Consider the following 20,755-nt stretch of genomic DNA (forward strand, 5'->3'; position numbering starts at 1 on the left):
GTTTCCCATCGGTTACGTTGTTACCCATGAGCACGCCCTACCAGGACGCGCAGCGGGTCGGCCAGGATGCCGTACGCGCCGTGATCCTCGACCGCGCCATCTCCCTCCTCGTCGCCGAAGGCCCCGCCGCGCTGACCGTGCGCCGGATCGCCGCCGAGATCGGCTCCTCGACCAAGGTGCTGTACACGATGTTCGGCGGGAAGGAGGGGCTGCTCGACGCGCTGTACCGGGAGGGCTTCGCACGACTGCGCCGGGCGCAGGAGCAAGTCCCGCGCGGGAGCGACCCGTTGGAGTACCTGACCGAGCTCGGCCGCGCCTACCGGGAGCGGGCGGTTACCGAACCCGCCTACTACCGCGTGATGTTCGAGCAGCCGGTGCCCGGATTCCGGCCCAGCGCCGAGGCGTTGGCCCTGGCCGACGGCGCGTTCGGCGCCTCGGTGGCCGCCGTCGAGGCCTGCATGGCGGCCGGGGTCTTCCGGCCCGGCGACGCCCTGGAGGTCTCCAACCTCTTCTGGGCGGCCACCCACGGCGCGGTGAGCCTGGAGCTCGCCGGCCACTTCGCGTCGGCCGAGGCCGGGGCGCGCTACGAGGCGCTGATGGCCGCACTGGGGCGGGCGTTCGGCGCCGGTTCGTGAACGAGTCCGGACACCCCATCACCTGACGAGAGGCCGAGACGATGAGCCCAGGCGACCCGATCCGCAACGGCACGATCGGCAAGAGCAACGGCAACGGCGCGATCAGCAACAGCAACAGCAACGGCAACAGCAACAACGGTACGAGGCGCAGCCGCTACGTCTCCGGGAACTTCGCCCCGGTGGCCGAGGAGGTCACGGCCTACGACCTGCCCGTCACCGGCCGGATCCCCGCCCACCTCGACGGCCGCTACCTGCGCAACGGCCCCAACCCGCTGGGCATCGACGACCCGGGCGCACATCTGTGGACCCTCGGCGCGGGCATGGTGCACGGCGTGCGGATCCGGGACGGGCGCGCCGAGTGGTACCGCAACCGCTGGGTCCGCTCCGGCACGGTCGCCGACCGGCTCGGTGAGCCCCGGCGCGGCACGCCCGTCGACGAGCGGATGGACATCTCCCCCAACGTGCAGGTCGCGGGCCTCGCCGGGCGCACCTACGCGCTGCTCGAAGGCGGCATCCGCCCGTACGAACTCACCTACGAGCTGGACACGGTGGGGCCGTGCGGGCTGGGCGCCACGCCGGAGGGGTACAGCGCCAACGCCCACTCGGTCGTCGACCCGCACACCGGGGAACTGCACTCGCTGGCCTTCCGGTACGGCTCCGAGCAGGTGCAGCACATCGTGATGGACGCGGCCGGCACCGTCCGGCGCAGCACGCTGATCGAGGTGCCCGGGAACCCGTACATGCACGACTTCGCGCTCACCGAGCGGTTCGTGCTGCTGTACGACACCCAGGTGGTGTTCAGCCCGGCGCACCTGGCCACCGGGGTGCCCTTCACCTGGGACGGGCGGCGCGCCGCCCGGGTCGGGGTGATGCCGCGCGAGGGCGGCGCGGTGCGGTGGTTCGAGCTCGCGCCGCACCTGGTCGGGCACACCCTCAACGCGTACGAGCGGACGGCGGACGAGCTGGTGGTCGACGTCGTGCGGCACCCGCCGGGCATGGACCTGCGGAACATCGGCGCGAGCCGGCCCACGCTCGACCGCTGGACGGTCGACCTGGCGGCGGGGACGGTCCGGGAGGAGCGGCTGGACGACCGGGTGCAGGAGTTCCCGCGCCTCAACCCGCGGCACACCGGCCGCCCCTACCGCTACGGCTACGCGGCCGCCGTCGAGCTCTACGCGCCGCCGACCGGCCCCGGGGACGACCGCCCGGACGAGGGCTTCAGCAACGCCCTGCTCAAGCACGACCTGAGCCGGGGGACCGTCGAGGCCCACGAGTTCGGGCGCGACGGGGCGGTGGGCGAGGCGGTGTTCGTCGCCGCCGAGTCGCCGACGGCGGAGGACGACGGGTACCTGATGGCGTACGTCCACGACCCGGAGCGGGGAGCGGCGGACCTGGTGGTCCTCGCCGCCCAGGACTTCACCGGCGAGCCCCTGGCCCGCATCCACCTGCCGGTGCGGGTGCCCCTGGGCCTGCACGGCAACTGGGTGCCGGGCGGGGACAGGGTGTCTGGCGGGGACCGGACCGCAGGCAGGGGCGGGGACACGGGCTGGAGCTGAGGGGCCAAAATGTGCCCGCTGCGAGCACGGGCGGGATCGCGCCCGGCGGCACCGCGGGGGAGGGCGTCGGCGTAGGGGACGGGGGTCTCGACGGCGGCGAGGGCGGTGAGGGCGGCGAGGGGGAGGCCCTGGGAGCCGGGGCGGAGCCGCCCCGGCGGGGTCATCGGGGCCGGGTGGCGCGGAGGGAGTAGGTCTGCGGGGCGGGGGCGCCGGCGGGGACGCGGAAGTGGGCGTGGGCGTGCTCGTGGAGGAAGTCCAGGCGCAGGCCCGCGTCGGCCAGGGCGGTGACGACCTCGCCGAGGCCGTGCTGCCACTGGACGGTGACGGTGGAGTCGAGCCGGGCGTCCGGGTCGGCGTAGGTGCCGGGGTAGTCGACGACGATCGGGGTGCGCTCGAAGTAGTCCTCCGCGAAGCCGCGCCCGTCGTCGGCGAGGACGTCGGCCACCGGGTGGTACTCGGCGAGGTAGAGGAAACCGCCGGGGGTGATGAGCGAGGCGACCGTCCGGGCCCAGCGGGTGAGGTCGGGGAGCCAGCAGAGCGCGCCGAAGCCGGTGTAGACGATGTCGTACGTCCGGCCGTCGAGCGCCTCGGCGGCGGCGTAGACGTCGGAGGTGACGAAGCGGGCCTCGGCGGCGCCGATCCGGGCGGCGAGGTCGGTGGCGGCCGCGACGGCAGGGGCGGAGAAGTCGAGCCCGGTGACGACGGCGCCGCGGCGGGCCCAGGAGAGGGTGTCGAGCCCGAGGTGGCACTGGAGGTGGAGCAGGGTGCGGCCGGTGACGTCGCCGACCTCGGCGGGCTCGTAGTCCTGGAGGGTGTCACGGCCCGCGACGAAGCCGGGCAGGTCGTAGAAGGGGCCGGCGGCGTGGACGGGGACGCGCTCGTCCCAGTTCGCGCGGTTGGCGGTGCGCCAGTCGGGGGTGGTGGATGGCGTGGTCATGCCGGGCAACGCTAGTCAGCGGCCCAGGGGCGGGCAATCGATTTCCGCGCCCGGCGCGCGCCGTGGACAGCGGGTGCCACCGGCGCCCCGGGCCCGGTATGTGCGGGTCATGGCCGGGGTTTTCCCTGCTCTTTGTTCCGGATCATGGCGCGCTCTGCGACGATCCGATGATCGTCGCCCCGACGCGGTGGGCGGCGCGTCGCAGGGGAGAGACCGGCATGGCCGTTCGGCCCGAGGACAGTGTCGTCCGGGCGAAGTGGGGAGTGTGGTCCGCCTGGGACCGGGAGACCTGGATGGTGGTCTCCGGCGGGGTGCTGGGGGCGCTGTTCGCGAGCATGGGGCTGGCGGTGCTGTTCGGCCCGGCGAACGGGTTCGGCGGCGACAGCCTCGCGTACATGGGGATCATCAGCATCCTGGGGCTGATGCCCTGCGGCGCGGGCTTCGTCTGGGCGCTGATCCACCCGAGGGCCGGGTTCCCGTCGGCCGCCGTCGGGGCGGTACTGGGGCTCGGGATCTTCGTCGGCTTCGCCGGGGACGGCCTCAACGACTCCTGGAAGGCGCCGCTGGACCGGCCGTCGACGATCCGCGCGGTGGGCAGCTGGACCAGCGGGGACCTGGTGGTCCGGGCCCGGCCGGACCTGGTGGTGGCGTACCGCCGGACGACCGGGGCCGTCGCCTGGCACTGGGCCCCGCCCGGGGAGGACACGGTCTGCGCGATGAGCCGGACGACCGGGCCTGACGGCACGGGCCGCGGCGGCGCCCTCGGCCTGATCGGCCACGCGCCGCACGACAAGCCGTGCTCCGCCGTCACCGCGCTCGACCTCTCCGACGGCAGGGAGGGCTGGACCGCCGCCGTGGACGCGCCCGCCCGGGACGGGGACGACGCGACTCCGGACGTGGTCGCGGTGGCCGGGCAGCAGGCCCTCCTCCAGGAGAAGGCCGGCTGGCGCGCCGTACGGCTGGCCGACGGCCGGGACGTCTGGCGCGGCGCGGCCGACCCGGGCTGCACCCCGCTGCAGGTCGCGGGCGGGCCCGGGGACGCCGTCACGGTCGCGCAGTGCGGCGCCGCGCCGCCCGTGCTGCGCTCGCTGGCCCCGGCGGACGGCCGGGAGCAGCGGCGGATCGCGCTGCCCGCGGCGGGCGGGCTGAAGAACCTCGCGGTGGTGTCGGTCGACCCGCTCGCGGTGTGGGTGGACGCCCAGGCCGAGCGCGGCACCCACGCGGTGCTCAGCTACGACCAGACCGGCCGGCAGCGGGCGGTGATACCGGTCGCCGGGGACGAGTACGACCTGGACGTGATGCTGGGCGGGCTGCACGCCTTCGACGAGTTCAGCGCCCGGCCGCTGTTCGGCGGAGTGGTGGTCGGAGACCTGTTCGTCGTACCGGGGGAGAAGCCCGGCGACATCGGCATCAGCGGCGGCAAGCACCCGAGCCGCACCGCCACCGGCCGGCTGCTGGCGTACTCGCTGACGGACGGCGGCAAGCGGTGGACGGCGGGGCTGGACGACCAGGTGACCGGCCTGGTGGTGGACGGCGGCTCGGTGTGGGCGATGACCCGGGGCCGGGTGACCAGGGTGGAGGCGGCGACCGGGCGGCAGAGCGCCGTGCTGGACGTCAACGACACCGCGTCGCTCTATCCGGTGGACCTGTCGGTGTCGGACGCGGAGCGGTTCACGGTGGTCGCGGAGGACGGGACGCGGGACGAGCCGCCGGTGCGGGCGATGAGCTGACGGGGGCCGGGACGGGGCCCGCCGCCGACGGACCTGACCCTTTCGGGTGGTTGTGTCAGTCTGGTGGGGGAGCACCGCCGAGACCGGGAGACTCGTGATGGCCGAGATCAGGGTGAACGGGGTGGCGCTGCACTACGAGGCCCGTGGCGAGGGCCCCGGCGTCGTCCTGGTGCACGGTTCCTGGAGCGACGCGGACTCCTGGGCGCGGGTGCTGCCCGGCCTGGCGGAGTCCACCACCGCGGTCGCCTACGACCGCCGGGGGCACAGCCGCAGCGAGGACCCGCTCACCCAGGGTTCGGTGCACGAGGACGCGGCCGACCTGGCCGGGCTGATCCACGAGCTGGGCCTCGCGCCCGCCTTCGCCTACGGCGACTCCTACGGCGCCCTGGTCGTCCTCCGGCTCGCCGCCGCCCGGCCCGACCTGCTGCGCGGGATCGCCGTGCACGAGCCGCCGGGCACCGGCATCCTGCTCGCCGACCCGGACCTGCGACCGCTCGGCACCGGCTTCGCCGACCGGATCGCCGCCGTCCGGGAGCTGCTGGAGCAGGCCGAGTCGGCGGCCGCCGCCGAACTGTACGTGGACAGCCTCGCCTTCGGCCCCGGCGCCTGGGAGCAGCTGCCCGCGCCGGTCCGGCACAGCTACATCCGCAACGCGCCCACCTACCTGGACGAGCTGCGCGACCCGGACGCGCTCGACCTCGACCTCATCGGGCTCGCCCGCTTCGGCGAGCCCGCACTGCTCACCCAGAGCGACGAGAGCGCGCCGATGTTCGGCGAGGTGCTGGACCTCATCGACCTCACCCTGCCCAAGGCGGAACGCCACCTGTACAGCGGCGCCGGGCACGCCCCGCACCTGTCGCAGCCGGAGGAGTGGGTGCGGGTGGTGCTGCCGCGGGCGCTGCTCTGAGACTGCCGCGGCTTCCGCGATTGATGTGACTGTGCGTCACCTTCGCTGGCTCCGTCGGGGATTCGCCCCTGGTCGAATCCCCGGATAACCGCTCGCCTTCGCCGTCGTCCCGGGCGCAGGCTACGTCCGTGCCCGCGTCAGCACGGACGCGGTGCGAGCGGAAGGACTCACATGACGAGCACGCGCGGCCGCATCGCCGCCCTGCTGGGCGCCGTCGCGGTGGTCGCCGGCACCACGCTGGCCACTCCCGCGGCCGCCACGGCCGACACACTCGCCACGGCCAGGCCAGGCGGCGGGATCGCCGGGCAGGCGCCCTGCCCGGACGCGCCCGAGTTCACCTGCGGGACCCTCACTGTCCCGCTCGACCACAGCGGCGCCGTCCCCGGCACCCTCGACCTCGCCGTGGCCGTCGCCGGGAACACCGCGGCCCCCAAGGGCGACCTGCTGTTCCTCACCGGCGGCCCCGGCCAGCCCGGCGTCCCGCTGATGAAGCGGATCGCCGGAAAGATGGCGCCCGTCCTCAAGGACTACCGCCTGGTCATGTACGACCAGCGCGGCACCGGCGCCCGTGCGCTCCAGTGCCCGGGCCTCCAGGAGGACATGGGTTCCTCCGACCTCGCTGTGCCGCGCAAGCAGTCGATCGCGGACTGCGCCGCCACCCTGGGCCCGAACGCCCGTTTCTACAGCACCGCGGACACCGTCGCCGACATCGACCGGCTGCGCGGCGCCCTCGGTGACCGGCGGCTGACCCTCGACGGCGTCTCGTACGGCACCCTCGTCGCCGAGCGGTACGCGCTCGCCCACCCGGCGCACGTGGCCCGGCTGGTGCTCGACTCGGTGGTGCCGCAGCAGGGTTACGACCCGCTCGACCTGGCCGCGCTGCCCGCCAGCGCCCGGGTGCTGCGGGCCGCCTGCCAGGCCACCGGCTGCACCACCGACCCGGCCGCCGACCTGGCCGCCACCGTCCGGCGGTACGGCAACGGGGCGCAGGTCCTGGACGCCCTCACCAGCTACGAGTTCACCGACCCGAACTACGGCGGGGTCCCGGAGGCGCTGCACGAGGCCGCCGGCGGGCAGCCCGCCAAGCTCCAGGCCTTCATCGAGACCGTCCACCGGGACGACGCGGCCCCGGCCGAGGCGCTCAGCCAGGGCCTGCACGCCGCCACCGTCTGCGCGGACTCGCGCTTCCCGTGGGGCAGCACGGACACCCCGGTCGCGGGCCGGGCGGCCGCGCTGGAGCGCACCCGGCAGCGGCTGACCGCCGAGCAGACCTGGCCGTACGACGCGGCGACCGCGACCGGGCTCGGCAGCCAGCTGGTCTGCCTGGACTGGCCGCGCGAGCAGGTGCCGCCGATCCCGCCGGCGCACCGCAGGCTGCCGAACGTGCCGGTGCTGCTGCTCGGCGGCGACCGGGACCTGTCCACGCCGAACGAGTGGCTGTACCAGCAGGCGGAGCTGGCGCACGACCCGCAGGTCGTGATCGTCCCGGGTGCGGCGCACTCGGTGCAGACCCGGGCGGCCGACCCGGCCGGGCGGCAGGCGGTGTACGACTTCCTGCTCAAGTAGCGGGGGCCGTCGGCGGGTTGCGGCCGACGGTGGACCGCCGCCGGCGGTGGGCCGTTCCGAGCAGGGGACGGAACGGCTCGCCGCCGCGCTACGGCCCGGCCGCGCCCCAGCCGTCGTCGGGCAGGGAGCGGTCGGGCTCGGGGCAGTCGAGGTGTTCGTAGCCCCACAGCAACGCCTTGTGCAGCGCCCACGCCTCCAGCGGCGGCTCGTCCTGGGACGCCCGGTTCGTCAGGACCAGCTCCACCCGGACCTCCTCGGCCGGCGAGAACAGCAGGTTCCGCTGGTCCGGGAGGTTCTCGTACGTCACCGTCTGCCAGCTGTGGCCGGTGGCGGTCAGCGCCGCCATCAGGTCGGCCTCGGAGACGTGGGTGTCGAGCGTCGCCGAACCGCCGCCCGGCTGCGGGAGGTCGAGCTCTCCCTGCCAGACCGGCAGGGAGAGCGAGTGGAGCCGGCGGCAGCGGCAGAACACCGTCCGCACGTCGCCCCAGCAGAAGGCGTGCGGCCACCGGTCGCCCCGGTGGATGCCGCCGCCGTCCCACGGATCGCCGTAGTGGACGGCGAGTTCGGGCAGCGAGGCGCCGTAGCGCAGCTCGCCGAGGCCGCCGGTGGTGGCCAGGACGGTGACGAGCGGGAGGAAGCCGGTCAGCCCAGGCACTCGCGCACCGCCTCGATCAGGCGGTTCGCCCGGGCGTCGCCGTGGCCGATCATCCGGTTGGCGACATAGGCGAAGCCGACGCCGAACTCGTCGTCCCCGAAGGCGAACTGGCCGCCGGCGCCGTCGTTGCCGAAGCTGCGCGCGCCGAGCAGCGGGCGGAAGGCCGGGGAGTCGAGCAGCAGCCCGGAGCCCCAGCGGGCGCCCATGTCGAAGCCCAGGAAGCCCGCCCCGGAGGAGACTTCGCGCACCGCGCCGGTCACGGTGTCGGGCGAGAGCAGGCGGGGCGCGCCGTCCAGTCCGGTGGCCGCCGCCGCGTAGAGGCCCGCCAGGCCGGTGGCGGAGGCGACGGCGCCCGCGCCGGGCAGCTCGATCGCGTGCAGCGCCGGGTCGTTCCAGCCGTGCGGCACGTCCAGGCCGGGGAAGACCAGGGCGCCGTTCATGGTGACGATCCGGGTCAGCAGGTGCTCCGGGCCGGGCATCGGACGGCGACCCTCGGCCTCCACCAGCCGGGCCAGGTGGGGGAGTTCGCTCTCCGGCAGGCCGATCCAGACCGGCAGGCCGAGCGGCTCGGCGATCTCCTTGCGCAGGAACGCGCCCGGGGTCAGCCCGGTGATCCGGCGGATCACCTCGCCGACCGCGAAGCCGAGCACATGGCCGTGGTACTCGTACGCGGTGCCCGGCTCCCAGAGCGGCTGCTGCGCCTCGATCGCCCGGATCACCGGATCCCAGGCGGCGACCTCCTCGAAGGAGAGCACCGCGTCCAGGGCGGGGATGCCGGCCCGGTGGCCGAGGATCATCCGGGTGGTGACGTCCTGCTTGCCGTTGCGGGCGAACTCCGGCCAGTAGCGGGCGACCGGCGCGTCCAGGTCGAGCCGGCCCCGCTCGGCGAGCAGGTGGGCGCTGATGCTCACCGGGCCCTTGGCACAGGAGAAGACGGGCACGAGGGTGTCCTGCGCCCAGGCCCGCCCGGTGCGCTCGTCGGCCGTGCCGCCCCACAGCTCGACCACCTTCCGGCCCCCGGCGAACACCGTGACGGCGGCGCCCAGCTCGGGGAACCCGGCGAAGTTGGCGGCGAAGACGTCCGCGACGGCGCCGAAGCGCTCGTCGGCCCAGCCCTGGTGCTGCTGCATGATGTGGTGCCCCGTTCTGCCCAGTTCCGCCCTCAAGATCGACCGAACCACGCTACGGGAGCCCGGCGGCCCTGACGAGGGGATTTCACCAGGCCGGGACGGGTGGGACGGATGTGGCAGACTCGCCGGCCCCGGCCTGCGGCGGCTGTACCACCCGTACGACGGCGGGGCGGACGTCTACCTGGCGTCGACGGAGGAGCGGGACCGGCTGAAGGAGCGGCACGCCGGGTGGCTGTCGGGGCACCCGAACGGCCTGTGAGCGGCCGCGCCGGGCGGACGGCTTGCCCTCACCGCCGTCCGCCGCGCACAGTGTCCGGAGCGCGTTGACGATCACGCGCCCCGGCAGCCCGGCTGCCGCAGTGAGCGAGGGAGCGACACATGGCCGTCAGTCTGAGCAAGGTCGAGCAGAGCGCGCCCGCGCTGGTGAGCCTCTACAAGACGGCCGGCGCCTCGGTGGAGCGGCGCGGGCTGAACGGCCAGCGGGTGGCGGTGTACCTGGTGGTCGACTACTCCGGCTCGATGCGGCCCTACTACAAGGACGGCAGCGTCCAGGCGCTCGCGGACCGGGTCCTGGGGCTGTCGGCCCACCTGGACGACGACGGGACCGTGCCGGTCGTCTTCTTCTCCACCGAGGTCGACGCCCAGGCCGAGATCGCCCTGGAGGACCACGCGGGCTGGATCGACCGGATCGTCGCGGGCCTCGGCCACATGGGCAGGACCAGCTACCACCTGGCGATGGACGCGGTCATCCGGCACTACCGGGAGAGCGGAGCCACGGACCCGGCCTTCGTGCTGTTCCAGACGGACGGCGGCCCGATCAGCAAGCCCGCGGCGGAGAAGAAGCTCTGCGAGGCGGCGACGCTGCCGATCTTCTGGCAGTTCATCGGCTTCGGCGACCCGGACAGCCGGCAGTTCGACTTCCTGCGGAAGCTGGACGAACTGCCCGTCCCGGAGAAGCGGCCGATCGACAACGCCGGCTTCGTCCACCTGGGGCGCGACCCCCGGACGGTCTCCGACGACGAGCTGTACGACCTGCTGCTCACCGAGCTGCCGAGCTGGCTGGTGGCCGCCCGGGCCCAGGGCATCGTCCCGGACGGCCCGACGCTGCGGCCGCCGGTCGGCGCCGCGGCCGAGGAGCAGCCGCAGCGCCGGGGCTTCTGGGCCACCCTGACCGAGGGACTGGGGAAGCGGGGCCGCCGCGGTCGGTAACCCGACGGCGACGGGGCCAGGCGCTCTCTTCCGGATCACGCCGCGCGCCCGGCATGATCCGATCGAGAGGGCCTAGACCGCGGGGACCATCCCGAGCAGCTCGCTCAGGCGGCGGACCGTGGCGGGCGACTCGCGGTGCAGGCCGGCGATGTCGAGGCCCTCGTCTCCCAGAATCATCAGCAGCGCCTGCTCCCCGATCGCCAGCACCACGACGTAGCCGCTGGTGCAGCGGGTGACCACGTCGCGCAGGCCGCCCACGCCGACCTCGGCCGCGGTGCGCCGGCCGAGGCCGAGCATGGCGGCGGACAGGGCGGCGGCCGACTCGGGGTGGACGGCGGCCGTGTCGGCGGCCACCAACAGGCCGTCGGTGGTGGAGATGACACTCTCCGAGATGCCCATGACCCGGTCGCGGAGGGACTTCAACTCGTCGACCAGCACGGCGGTCGGTGTCTGGCTGCTCATGGTGCGCTCTTCTCGCTCTGCTCGGTCGTCTCGGTACGCGCGGTGTGCTCGGCGCGGTGTGCGTTCGGTGGACCGTCGGAAGCGGCCGCCGCTCCCTCGGATCGGGCGGGCAGGCCGCCGGGGCCGCCCGGACCACCCGCGCCGCGTCCGCTGCGGACGCGGCGCGGCAGCGGCCCGGTGTCGGCCGGCGGCGGTTCGCTCGTCGGCATGCGCGGGGCCACGCTCGGTGCCAGGGGCCCCGGGTGAGCCGGTTCCCGGTGGAGCAGGTGCCGGGCGTCCATCCGTACGACGTCGAGGAGCACGGCGAACACACCGCGTCCCAGGGCGAAGCCGAGGTCGCGCGCGGTGCGGCGGCCGGTGGCGGCGGCCAGGATCTCCCGGTAGCGGACGGGGATCCGCAGCGCGCCGGACTCGGCCCGGGCGGCAGGACGGATCCGGATGCGGGCCAGTTCGCCGGGCGGTCCCCAGAGGCGGGTCAGCAGGGCCGTCCGCCGGGCGGTCTCCTCGAAGAGCCGCTCCGGCTCGATGCCCGGGCGCAGCGCGATCCTGGCAGGCGGCGCCGCCTCGGCCGTCTCCCAACTGCCGGGCGGGCTCAGCACCAGGGCGAAGGCCCCGTCGAAGGCGGCGGCGGCGCAGACGGCTTCGAGCTCGGCGGCGCCGATCGACCCCTGAGCCACCAGGGCCGCGCCGAGGTCGCCGCCCCAGGTCGGGGGAGCGTCGGTCGGTCGGCCGATGGACGCGGCCGTCTCGGCGGACGCCCACTCTTCCTCGCCGACGCGCCGGGACTTCAGCAGCAGGGTCGCGGCGGTCGGGGCCCCGGGGGTCTCGATCGCCGCGACCAGACCCTGCTCCAGGTGGATCGTGCCGCCCGGTGCGCTGGAGACGGTGACCGAGCCGGTGAACTCCGTCCGGCGCAGCGCGAGCAGCAGTGCGGGCACGTTGCGCGCGGTGGGTGGAGCCGGCGTCGTGGGAGTCGCGGGCACGGCGGGCGGCGCCGTGCCGTGGGACGGGTCGGTCATGCCAGCAAGTCCTGCGCGCGGTCGGCGGTCTGGCGGAGGGCCAGTGCCAGGTTGGTCCGTTCCCGGTCCAGCACGGTGGCCAGCAGCAGGGGGTCGCCCTTCCGGGACAGCACCTGGACGACCTGGTGATGGCGGGTGCTGGTGACCACCAGGCTCTCCAACTCGCTCTCCGCCCCTGCCTCGTACAGTCGCTCGCCGATCAGGTTGGTCAGCTCGGCGAGTTCGGCCCCGGTCCCGAGCAGCCGGTGGTCCCCGGCGGACTGGTAGCTGAGACCCGTGACGGCGTCGACGAGCGCGGCACCGACCACTCCGGGGGAGCCGAGCACATCGGAGAGGGAAGCGTCGAGTGCGCGCACCAGTACCCCTTCACGTTCTGAACCCCGGCAGCGTACTTTATTCCATCATTTTCACGAGGCGACCACAACCGGCGGCTTCTTGCTATTTTGTTCCCGCACACGGGAGTTCTGCCCGGAAGTCACGCAAAGGACGAACAGCGCATGAACATTGACGAGGCACTCAAGGACGCGATGGCCATCGAGGGGGCCATCGGAGTGGCCGTGGCCGACCACGAGAGCGGTATGTCACTCGGGTTCCTCGGCGGGGGGCAGCAGCTCGACCTGGAGATTGCGGCCGCCGCCAACACCGAGGTCGTTCGTGCGAAGATACGCGCCCTGGCCGCGCTGTCGATCGATGATGTCATCGAGGACGTCCTGATCACCCTCGGCACCCAGTACCACCTGATCCGCCCGCTGACCCGCGGTCACGGCTCGCTCTTCCTCTACCTGGCGCTGGACCGCTCGCGGGCCAACCTCGCGCTCGCCCGGCACGGTCTCAAGCGCATCGAGGCCGCTCTCGACATCTAGCGGGGCCGGGCCGGCTGCCCGGGTGTCCGCGCCCCGTCCGGACGCCCTGACCGGATGCCCTGCCCGAAGGCCCGCGCGGGCCGCGTTTCGCGCGCGGAATTCCGGACGGAGCGAATGCGCGGCGTGACGAAGCGGCTACGGAGATCCGTCCGCGGGAATCGGGCCGCGAATATCGTGGGTGTGCGCCCGGCACGGAAATGCGTGACTTTCCGATGACTGGGCGTCATATTCGCCCCGGCTGTTCCGGCCGGCGGTGGAGCGCCGGAATACCGTGGTCGAACCGCCGGAGCGCCGGTGTTTCGGCGGTGCCGCGGACCGCGCAACTCCCGGTGATCCCGACGGTTCTGACGCCCTGCTATGGTCCGGACCCGTGACGGACGGGGTGCGGAACCAGTACGAGGCGATGCGCGGGCACTTCCACCGGGCCGCGGGGCAGCACGGATTCACGCTCGACCCCGCCCAGGAGCTCCCGGTCGAACGACTCAGTCGGCTGGCCGGCGAGCTGGCCCACCCGGCCTGGCGGCTGCGCCGCAGTCCACGGCACCTCTACCTCTGGGGCCCGGTCGGCCGCGGCAAGAGCTGGCTGGTGGACACCTTCCTCGACGGGCTGCCGACCCCGCGCAAGCGGCGGCTGCACTTCCACGACTTCTTCCGCCGACTGCACGAGGGTGTCGCCCACCACTCCGAGAGCCGGAGCGCGGACGGCGCGGCGGTGGACCGGGCCGTGGACGAGCTGCTCGGCAACTGCCGGATCCTCGTCTTCGACGAGTTCCACGCCCACGACGCGGGTGACGCGATGCTGGTCGCCCGCCTCCTCCGCACCCTGCTGGACCGGCGGATCACCCTTGTCACCACGTCCAACTACCCGCCCGCCGGGCTGATGCCCGACCCGCTGTACCACCACCTCTTCGAGCCGACGATCAGGCTGATCGAGGAGCGGATGGACGTGCTCGACGTATCCGGGCCGGTCGACTTCCGGCGGCAGCCCCGGTCGGAGCGCGCTCACGGGTTCGACCTCGGCGCCCGTCTCCGCCCCGGCGACGAGCCCTCGGCCGGTCTCACCCCGCCCCGGCCCGAGGAAGCGGGTCCGGTGGCCGCCCACCGCCGTGAGCTGTCGGCCCGGGCGGTCCGCGAGGACCACGTGTGGTTCGGCTTCCAGGAGCTGTGCGAGGGCCTCACCTCCGTCGCCGACTACCTCGCACTCGTCGACCGCTTCCCCACCGTCGTCCTCGACGGCGTCCCACCGCTCACCGAGGCGTCCCCCGACGGCCGTCGGCGCTTCGCCAACCTGGTCGACGTCTGCTGTGACCGCGACGTCCGCCTGGTCCTGATCGGCGCCGATCCGCTCGCCGGCCTCGCCACCGGCTCCACCCTCATGCGCGACCTCGACCGCACCGCCAGTCGCCTCGCCCTCCTCCGCCCGCCGGTTCGGGAGGCCGCCGGCTGAGCGCCCGCCGGGCGACCGGCGGGAACGGAGAAGTCCTGCCGGAGTGCCAGGACTTGCCCGGTCGATCGCGCCGGCCCTGGAGGGGGGTTGCTCGCCCGGCGCCTTGGCGAACCGGCGTGCCAGGCCGGGGCGGAGTCCGGTAGCGTGCGCGAAGGAGTGCCGGGAAGCCTGGTCGGCGATCGAGGGACAGCTGTGTCCGCGAGCCGGTCCGGGGGTGGTGTGCTTGGCGCTCGACGCGAGGTCCGCCGGCGCGCCGCCGCCCCCCGTGCGGACCCGCTCAGGCCGTACGCACCGCTCACGGGGCTTCGGCGAGCTCCGGACAGACTCCGAGAACCGCGACACCGTCCGGCGTTCCGGCCGCCCGGTACCGTCCGACCCCGGAAGGGGCGGGGCGGCACGCCCCGGCGACGGCGACCCGGGGGTTCCGGCCGCGCACCGGACCGGGGGGAGAACCGTCATGACCCACCGTCCCTCACCATGGACCCGCACCGGCGGCGCGCTGCTCGCCGTCGCGGCGCTGGCCCCGGCGGCGGCCGCCTGGTACGTCTTCACCGTCGTGCTGCCGGACGACGCCGAGCGGTACCGCTCGTACACGGCCGCCGTGACCTGCCCGGCCGGGAGCCCGGGCGCGGCGGTCGAGGAGTGCGTGCGCACCGTGCCGTTCACCGTCAGCGGCACGGTCGTCCGCAACGCGGGCAAGAGCTCCGAGTTCCGGGCGACGCTGGACGGCGCGCCGTTCTGGACCGGCGAGGTGGGGTTCGCCGACGGCGGGCCGCTGCTGGACGGACTGAAGCCCGGAGACCGGGTGGACGGCACGGTGTGGCGCGGCCGGGTGATGCGCCTGGAACGGGCCGGTGTCGCGCAGGCCTCGTACGACGAGCCCCGCGACGAGGGGCAGTTCACCGCCGGGGTGGGCACGTTCGCCGCGCTGCTGGCGGTGCTCGCCGCCGTCCTGGGCGCGCTGCGGTTCACCGGCCGCCCCGGCGACGTCACCCTCGACCTCGCCCGGTCGCTCGTCCTGTGGACGCTGCTCGCCTGCGGAGTGCCCGCGGTGCTCGCGTCCGTGACCGGCCTGCCGTGGTGGACGGTGCCGGCCGCGGCCGTCCCGGCGGCGCTGCTCGCGGCGGAGGCGGTGCGGCGCCGGAACCGGGGGAGGACCCCGGGGGGACCCCGCCGGCTGCCCGCTTGATCGACGACCGTCCCCGCTTGCGCCCGCCCGTCCCCGCGTGCGCCCGCCCGTCCCTGCTCGCACCGGCCCGTACCCGATCCCGGCCGTCGGACAATGTTTCGGCCGGATGAGGAACGGTGTCGCTACCGTCTACCGAGCCCGTGGCCTGGGCAGGCTCGGGCTGACAGTGCTAGCGAAAGGGGCCGACGATGGCCGCAGTTCACGAATCCGTCCTCGACGCGATCGGCGGGACGCCGCTGATCCGCCTGGCCCGGCTCGGCGCCGGGATCGCCGCGCCGATCTACGCCAAGGCCGAGTTCCTCAACATCGGTGGCAGCGTCAAGGACCGCGCCGCGCTCTCGATGGTGCTGGCCGCCGAGCGGGACGGCCTGCTGAAGCCGGGTGGGACGATCATCGAGGCGACCAGCGGGAACACCGGCATCGGCCTGGCGATCGTCGGGCGGCAGCGCGGGTACCGGGTGATCGCCGGGGTGGCCGACAAGTCGTCGGCCGAGAAGTCGGACATCCTGCGGGCGTACGGTGCCGAGGTCGTCCTCGCGCCGACCGCCGTGCCCGCCGAGGACCCGAGGCACCTGTTCAACGTCGTGCAGCGGCTGGCCGAGGAGATCCCCGGCGCCTGGCTCGCCAACCAGTACGACAACCTGGCCAATCCGGACGCCCACATCCGGACCACCGGCCCCGAGATCTGGGAGCAGACCGGCGGCCGGGTGACCCACTTCGTCGCCGGCGTCGGCACCGGCGGCACCATCACCGGCACCGGAGGCTTCCTCAAGGAGACCTCCGGCGGCGCCGTGACCGTGGTCGGCGCGGACCCGGAGTCCTCCACGTACGGGGGCGGCGACGGCAGCCCGTGGTACGTCGAGAGCATCGGGCACTACCTCCACCCCGACACCGTCGAGGACCGCATGCCGCAGGCCCTGCGTACGGAGCTGATCGACTCCTACGAGCGGATCCCGGACCGCGAGGCGCTGCTGGCCGCCCGTCGCCTCTCCCGCGAGGAGGGCCTGCTGGCCGGCCCGTCCTCCGGCGCGGCGGTGGCGGCGGCGCTGCGGGTGGCGCGCCGGCTCGGGCCGGACGGCCTGGTCGTGGTGGTGCTGCCGGACTCGGGGCGCTCCTACCTGTCCAAGGTGCACAGCGACGCGTGGATGCGGGAGTGGGGCTTCCTGGAGGAGGCGGCGGACGGCCTGCGGCCGCTGCTCGACGCCGCCGCGCCGCTGGTGACGGTGGCCGCCGGCGCGACCGTGGGCGAAGCGCTGGAGGCGCTGGGCGGTGCGCCGGGCGGCGTGGCCCCGGCGGTGCTGGCGCGGGCGGCGCGCCCGTACGGGGTGGCCGCGACGGAGGTGGTCGGCTCGGTCTCCCGGGCCGCGCTGGCGGCGGCGCTCGCGGACGGCGCGGCCAAGCCGGGCGACCCGCTGGGCGGGCTGATCGGGCCGGCGCTGCCGACGGTCGGCGTCGGGCAGTCGGCGGCCGACGCGCGGACGGTGCTCGGGAAGACGCACCGGGCGGTCATGGTCCTGGTGGACGGTCGGGTGGCCGGGGTGCTGCCGAGGGAGGCGGTGGCCTAACCCCCTTCGACTGTCTCCTGGGCGCCCCCTTCGGCGGGCGCCAGGATCGCCGAGATCACCCGGTCCAGGGTGCGGTCGAAGGCCCGGTCCGGGTCGGCGGGCGGACCGGTGGTGGCGAACGCCTGGGCCAGGTGCGGGAATTCGCCGCTCGCCGCCGCCTGGCCGAGGTAACCGACCAGCTCCGCCTGCCACTTGGCGCCCGCCGCGGCCGTCTGCTCGTACTGGGCGAACTGGCCGACGAAGCCGTTGAACAGCGCCATCGCCTCCATCCGGGCGCCTCCGCCGAGGCCGGTGGGGGCGGTGACGGCGAGGAAGTGGTCGGTGTAGCGCAGGGCGTTGGGGCCGATGCTGGGGCGGACCAGCACCAGTGCGGGCAGCCAGGGGTGGCGGCGGGAGAGGCCGAGCTGCTGGTGGGCCAGGTCGGCGAGGTCGGCCCGGACGTCACCGCTCGGCGCGGGCGAGAAGCGGTACTCGCCGGCGACCGCGTCGAGCATCAGGTCGAGCAGGTGCTCCTTCTTCGGCACGTAGTTGTAGAGCGACATGGTGCCCGCGCCGAGCGCCGCCGCGACCCGGCGCATGGAGACCGCGTCCAGGCCCTCGGCGTCGGCGATCGCGATGGCCGCGGCGGCGATCGAGTCCCGGCTGTGGGCCGGGCGCGGGCCGCGGCCGGTGCGCTCGGGGCGCAGCCAGATCACTTCGGGGGCCTCGGGGGGCGTGGGCCTGTCGGGCTGTTCCGACTGTTCCGGCTGGTCGGGGCCGGTGGGGGACTTGCTGGACGGCACTGGAAGATCACCTCGCCCTCCCATCTTAGATACGTACGGCGTACGTAGTACGATGGCGCCCAAGCGCGCTTCTACGTACGCTGTACCTAGAGAAGGGCAGAGCCATGTCCGACACCGCCCGACCCGCCGCCGGCGCGGCGCCCGCCATCGAGATGACGGGCGTGCGGAAACGCTTCGGCGCCACCGAGGCCCTGCGCGGCCTCGACCTCACCGTCCCGGCCGGCACCGTCTGCGGCCTGCTCGGCCCCAACGGCGCCGGCAAGACCACCGCCGTCCGCGTCCTCGCCACCCTGGTCGCCCCCGACCGCGGCACCGCCCGGGTCGCCGGACACGACGTCGTCCGCGCCGCCGAGGACGTCCGGCGCGCCATCGGCCTCGCCGGGCAGCACGCCGCCGTCGACGAGGGCGTCACCGGCCGCGACAACCTCCGGCTGTTCGGCCGGCTGCACCACCTCGGCGCCCGCCGGGCCCGGGAGCGCGCCGACGAACTGCTCACCCGCTTCGACCTCACCGAGGCCGCCGACCGGCTCGTGCGCACCTACTCCGGCGGCATGCGCCGGCGCCTCGACCTCATCGCCAGCCTGGTCACCAGCCCGCCGGTGCTCTTCCTGGACGAGCCCACCACCGGGCTCGACCCGCGCAGCCGGCAGGCGATCTGGGACACCGTCAAGGAGTTGGCGGACGCCGGCACCACCGTGCTGCTCACCACCCAGTACCTGGAGGAGGCCGACCGGCTCGCCGACGACATCGTGGTGATCGACCACGGCGCCGCCATCGCCACCGGCCCGCCGGACCGGCTCAAGGCCGCGATCGGCAGCCAGGTCTCCGTCACCCTGGCCGACCCCGGGCAGCTCGCCGCCACCGCCGTGGTGCTGTCCTCGATGACCGGCGGCGACGCGCGGGTGGACGTCGCCGAGCGGACCGTCACGGTGCTGACGACGCCCGGCGTGTCCGTCCTGCTGCCCTCACTGGTACGGGAGTTGGACGGCGCGGGGGTCGTCGCCGAGGACGTCGCGGTGCGGGCGCCCTCGCTGGACGACGTGTTCCTCGCGCTCACCCAGGAGTCCGCGGACGCCGGGAGGGCCGCCTGATGACCGCCGCCGCACTCGCGCCCCCGCGTCCGTCCGCCGTCCCGCGTCCGTCCACCGCCCGGCGGCTCGCCTCCGGCACCTGGACCTCGATGCTCCGCGTCCTGCTCAACTACCGCCACTCGCCCGGCCTGTTGGCCGCCTCGCTGGGCGTGCCGGTGGTGATGGTGGTGGTCTTCGGGTACGTCTTCGGCAGCGCCATGCAGGTCCCCGGAGGGGGCGGCTACCGGGAGTTCCTGATGCCCGGCCTGTTCGCCATGGTGGCCACCAACGGCGTCATGCCCACCATGGTCGGCGCCGCCCGCGACGTCGGGCGCGGGGTCACCGACCGGCTGCGCTCCATGCCCGTCTCCCGCACCGGACTGCTGCTCGGGCAGGCCCTCGCCGACCTGCTGGTCAGCGTCGTCGTCCTGGCGCTGCTGGCGCTGGTCGGGCTCGCCACGGGCTGGCGCGTCCGGCACGGACTCGCCGACGCGGCCGGGGCGTTCGCACTGCTGCTGCTCTTCCGCTTCGTGATGACCTGGGTCGGCACCGTGCTCGGCCTGACCATCGGCAAGGAGGAGGCGGCCGGCCAGCTGTCCGCCGCGGTGATCCCGTTGGCGATGGTCACCAACGCCTACGTGCCGACCGGCGGCATGCCCGGCTGGCTGCGGTTCCTCGCCGACTGGAACCCGGTCAGCTCCGTCGTCCAGGCCTGCCGGGAGCTGTTCGGCAACCCCTCGGCGGCCGGGTCCGCCTGGCCGACGCAGCACGCCGTGCTCGCCGCGCTGCTCTGGAGCGCCGTGCTGATCGCGGGCTGCATGCCGCTCGCCGTACGGAAGTTCGCCACCCACGGGCGGTGATCCGCCAGCTTGCGGCACGCCCCCCTAATGTGCTGGACAGCGGGGCCGGTGTGGTCTTGGGTGGGGCGCCATGGAGTACACCCACCTCGGCCGCACCGGCCTGACCGTCTCCCGCCTCTGCCTCGGCACCATGAACTTCGGCCCCCACACCGAGGAGGCCGAGGCCCACCGCCTCATGGACGCCGCCCACGAGCACGGCATCAACTTCTTCGACACCGCCAACACGTACGGCCGCGACCGCGAGGGCCGGCTGCGCGGGCGTACCGAGGAGATCATCGGCCGCTGGTTCGCCAAGGGCGGCGGCCGCCGCGAGCGCACCGTCCTCGCCACCAAGGTCTACGGCGACATGGGGGACTGGCCCAACGAGAGCAGGCTCTCCGCGGTCGCCGTCCGCAAGGCCGTCGAGGCCAGCCTGCGCCGCCTCCAGACCGACCACATCGACCTCTACCAGATGCACCACATCGACCGGGCCACGCCCTGGGAGGAGATCTGGCAGGCGATGGAGGTCCTGGTCGCCCAGGGCAAGATCGTCTACGTGGGCTCCAGCAACTTCGCCGGCTGGCACATCGCCCAGGCCCAGGAGACCGCCCGCGCCCGCCACTTCCTCGGCCTGGTCAGCGAGCAGTCCCTGTACAACCTGCTCGACCGGGCGGTCGAACTGGAGGTCGTCCCCGCCCTCCAACACTACGGCCTCGGGCTGATCCCGTGGTCCCCGCTGCGCAGCGGCCTGCTCGGCGGCGTCCTGCGCAAGGAGCGCGAGGGCACCCGCGACCGCAGCGGCATGGCCCTCGCGAACGAACTCCTCGCCAAGCACCGCGACCGCATCCAGGCCTACGAGGACCTCGCCGCCGAACTCGGCGCCGACCCCGCCGACCTCGCCCTCGCCTGGCTCCTCTCCCGCCCCGTCGTCACCGCCCCCATCATCGGCCCCCGCACCCGGGCCCACCTCGACGCCGCCGTCGGCGCGCTCGACCTCAAGCTCGACCAGAAGACCCTCGACCACCTCGACGAGCTCTTCCCGGGCCACCGCCCCGCCCCGGAGGACTACGCCTGGTAGTCCTCCCGCGCCCCGGCTTCGGCCGGTGCCTCCGTCGCGGCCCCCGCCGCCCGGGGGGGCGGGCCGGGCCGGGGGGCGGGGGGGGGTTCAAATGCGGGCAGATAGTGCGGGAGGGG

At 74.5% G+C, this 20,755-nt stretch carries 19 protein-coding genes and 1 pseudogene; 13 read left to right on the forward strand and 7 right to left on the reverse strand.

What is annotated here, in order from left to right; translation table 11 throughout:
• Window positions 1-26 precede the first annotated feature (26 nt).
• Complete coding sequence (locus ACFCY1_RS20815; protein WP_375875513.1) at window positions 27-635, forward strand: WHG domain-containing protein; 609 nt, start codon at window positions 27-29, stop codon at window positions 633-635.
• A 41-nt stretch (window positions 636-676) separates the two neighbouring features.
• On the forward strand, window positions 677-2,191 hold the full coding sequence (locus ACFCY1_RS20820) for a carotenoid oxygenase family protein (RefSeq protein WP_375875514.1): 1,515 nt from the start codon (window positions 677-679) through the stop codon (window positions 2,189-2,191).
• A 160-nt stretch (window positions 2,192-2,351) separates the two neighbouring features.
• On the opposite strand, the gene ACFCY1_RS20825 is transcribed toward ACFCY1_RS20820, so the two are convergent.
• Entirely contained in the window at window positions 2,352-3,128 is a 777-nt protein-coding gene (locus ACFCY1_RS20825; RefSeq protein ID WP_375875515.1) for a class I SAM-dependent methyltransferase, read from the reverse strand.
• A gap of 218 nt (window positions 3,129-3,346) precedes the next feature.
• On the opposite strand from ACFCY1_RS20825, the gene ACFCY1_RS20830 reads away from it, so the two are divergent.
• The 3 genes from ACFCY1_RS20830 to ACFCY1_RS20840 all read left to right on the forward strand — a co-directional run bounded on the left by ACFCY1_RS20830 (window position 3,347) and on the right by ACFCY1_RS20840 (window position 7,331).
• Window positions 3,347-4,858: a PQQ-binding-like beta-propeller repeat protein gene (locus tag ACFCY1_RS20830; protein WP_375875516.1), complete on the forward strand. Its 1,512-nt coding sequence runs from the start codon at window positions 3,347-3,349 to the stop codon at window positions 4,856-4,858.
• 97 nt (window positions 4,859-4,955) lie between these two features.
• Window positions 4,956-5,765 (forward strand): alpha/beta fold hydrolase, encoded by an 810-nt coding sequence (locus ACFCY1_RS20835; protein WP_375875517.1) that lies wholly within the window; start codon window positions 4,956-4,958, stop codon window positions 5,763-5,765.
• A 171-nt stretch (window positions 5,766-5,936) separates the two neighbouring features.
• Complete coding sequence (locus ACFCY1_RS20840) at window positions 5,937-7,331, forward strand: alpha/beta hydrolase (protein ID WP_375875518.1); 1,395 nt, start codon at window positions 5,937-5,939, stop codon at window positions 7,329-7,331.
• A gap of 88 nt (window positions 7,332-7,419) precedes the next feature.
• Here the strand turns inward: ACFCY1_RS20840 and ACFCY1_RS20845 are convergent, their stop codons facing one another.
• A complete protein-coding gene (locus ACFCY1_RS20845) occupies window positions 7,420-7,986 on the reverse strand; it encodes a hypothetical protein (protein WP_049654207.1) in 567 nt (188 codons plus the stop codon).
• Window positions 7,974-9,116, reverse strand: a complete 1,143-nt coding sequence (locus tag ACFCY1_RS20850) for a serine hydrolase domain-containing protein (RefSeq protein ID WP_375875519.1) — start codon at window positions 9,114-9,116, stop codon at window positions 7,974-7,976. Before ACFCY1_RS20850 ends, ACFCY1_RS20845 begins: the two co-directional genes overlap by 13 nt.
• Before the next feature lie 378 nt (window positions 9,117-9,494).
• On the opposite strand from ACFCY1_RS20850, the pseudogene ACFCY1_RS20855 reads away from it, so the two are divergent.
• Window positions 9,495-10,205 (forward strand): annotated as a pseudogene (locus ACFCY1_RS20855) (VWA domain-containing protein); the annotation flags it as partial.
• Window positions 10,206-10,397: 192 nt separating this feature from the next.
• On the opposite strand, the gene ACFCY1_RS20860 reads toward ACFCY1_RS20855, so the two are convergent.
• Genes ACFCY1_RS20860 through ACFCY1_RS20870 form a run of 3 tightly spaced genes read right to left on the reverse strand, consistent with a single transcriptional unit; the run spans window position 10,398 to window position 12,162 of the window.
• Window positions 10,398-10,787 (reverse strand): roadblock/LC7 domain-containing protein, encoded by a 390-nt coding sequence (locus ACFCY1_RS20860; protein ID WP_074002412.1) that lies wholly within the window; start codon window positions 10,785-10,787, stop codon window positions 10,398-10,400.
• Window positions 10,784-11,806: a hypothetical protein gene (locus ACFCY1_RS20865; RefSeq protein WP_375875520.1), complete on the reverse strand. Its 1,023-nt coding sequence runs from the start codon at window positions 11,804-11,806 to the stop codon at window positions 10,784-10,786. Before ACFCY1_RS20865 ends, ACFCY1_RS20860 begins: the two co-directional genes overlap by 4 nt.
• On the reverse strand, window positions 11,803-12,162 hold the full coding sequence (locus tag ACFCY1_RS20870) for a hypothetical protein (RefSeq protein ID WP_049654212.1): 360 nt from the start codon (window positions 12,160-12,162) through the stop codon (window positions 11,803-11,805). Before ACFCY1_RS20870 ends, ACFCY1_RS20865 begins: the two co-directional genes overlap by 4 nt.
• A 141-nt stretch (window positions 12,163-12,303) precedes the next feature.
• On the opposite strand from ACFCY1_RS20870, the gene ACFCY1_RS20875 reads away from it, so the two are divergent.
• From ACFCY1_RS20875 to ACFCY1_RS20890, 4 genes are all read left to right on the forward strand, one after another.
• Entirely contained in the window at window positions 12,304-12,669 is a 366-nt protein-coding gene (locus tag ACFCY1_RS20875) for a hypothetical protein (protein ID WP_049654214.1), read from the forward strand.
• Window positions 12,670-13,039: 370 nt separating this feature from the next.
• Window positions 13,040-14,116: a cell division protein ZapE gene (gene zapE / locus ACFCY1_RS20880; RefSeq protein WP_375875521.1), complete on the forward strand. Its 1,077-nt coding sequence runs from the start codon at window positions 13,040-13,042 to the stop codon at window positions 14,114-14,116.
• Between the two features lie 457 nt (window positions 14,117-14,573).
• Window positions 14,574-15,305, forward strand: coding sequence for a hypothetical protein (locus ACFCY1_RS20885; RefSeq protein WP_117487123.1), 732 nt, complete (start codon window positions 14,574-14,576; stop codon window positions 15,303-15,305).
• A 188-nt stretch (window positions 15,306-15,493) separates the two neighbouring features.
• Window positions 15,494-16,870, forward strand: coding sequence for a pyridoxal-phosphate dependent enzyme (locus ACFCY1_RS20890; protein ID WP_375875522.1), 1,377 nt, complete (start codon window positions 15,494-15,496; stop codon window positions 16,868-16,870).
• Here ACFCY1_RS20890 and ACFCY1_RS20895 read toward each other — a convergent pair.
• A complete protein-coding gene (locus ACFCY1_RS20895) occupies window positions 16,867-17,652 on the reverse strand; it encodes a TetR/AcrR family transcriptional regulator (RefSeq protein WP_375875523.1) in 786 nt (261 codons plus the stop codon). The two genes, ACFCY1_RS20890 and ACFCY1_RS20895, sit on opposite strands and share 4 nt — an antisense overlap.
• 104 nt (window positions 17,653-17,756) lie before the next feature.
• On the opposite strand from ACFCY1_RS20895, the gene ACFCY1_RS20900 reads away from it, so the two are divergent.
• From ACFCY1_RS20900 to ACFCY1_RS20910, 3 genes are all read left to right on the forward strand, one after another.
• Entirely contained in the window at window positions 17,757-18,743 is a 987-nt protein-coding gene (locus tag ACFCY1_RS20900) for an ATP-binding cassette domain-containing protein (protein WP_375875524.1), read from the forward strand.
• Complete coding sequence (locus tag ACFCY1_RS20905) at window positions 18,743-19,582, forward strand: ABC transporter permease (protein ID WP_375875525.1); 840 nt, start codon at window positions 18,743-18,745, stop codon at window positions 19,580-19,582. Before ACFCY1_RS20900 ends, ACFCY1_RS20905 begins: the two co-directional genes overlap by 1 nt.
• Window positions 19,583-19,652: 70 nt before the next feature.
• Window positions 19,653-20,639 carry an aldo/keto reductase gene (locus ACFCY1_RS20910; RefSeq protein ID WP_117487120.1) on the forward strand — a complete coding sequence of 329 codons (987 nt, stop codon included), beginning with the start codon at window positions 19,653-19,655 and terminating at the stop codon, window positions 20,637-20,639.
• The last annotated feature ends 116 nt before the right edge of the window (window positions 20,640-20,755 follow it).

Source organism: Kitasatospora sp. NPDC056273 (genome assembly GCF_042268845.1).
GTDB lineage: Bacteria > Actinomycetota > Actinomycetes > Streptomycetales > Streptomycetaceae > Kitasatospora.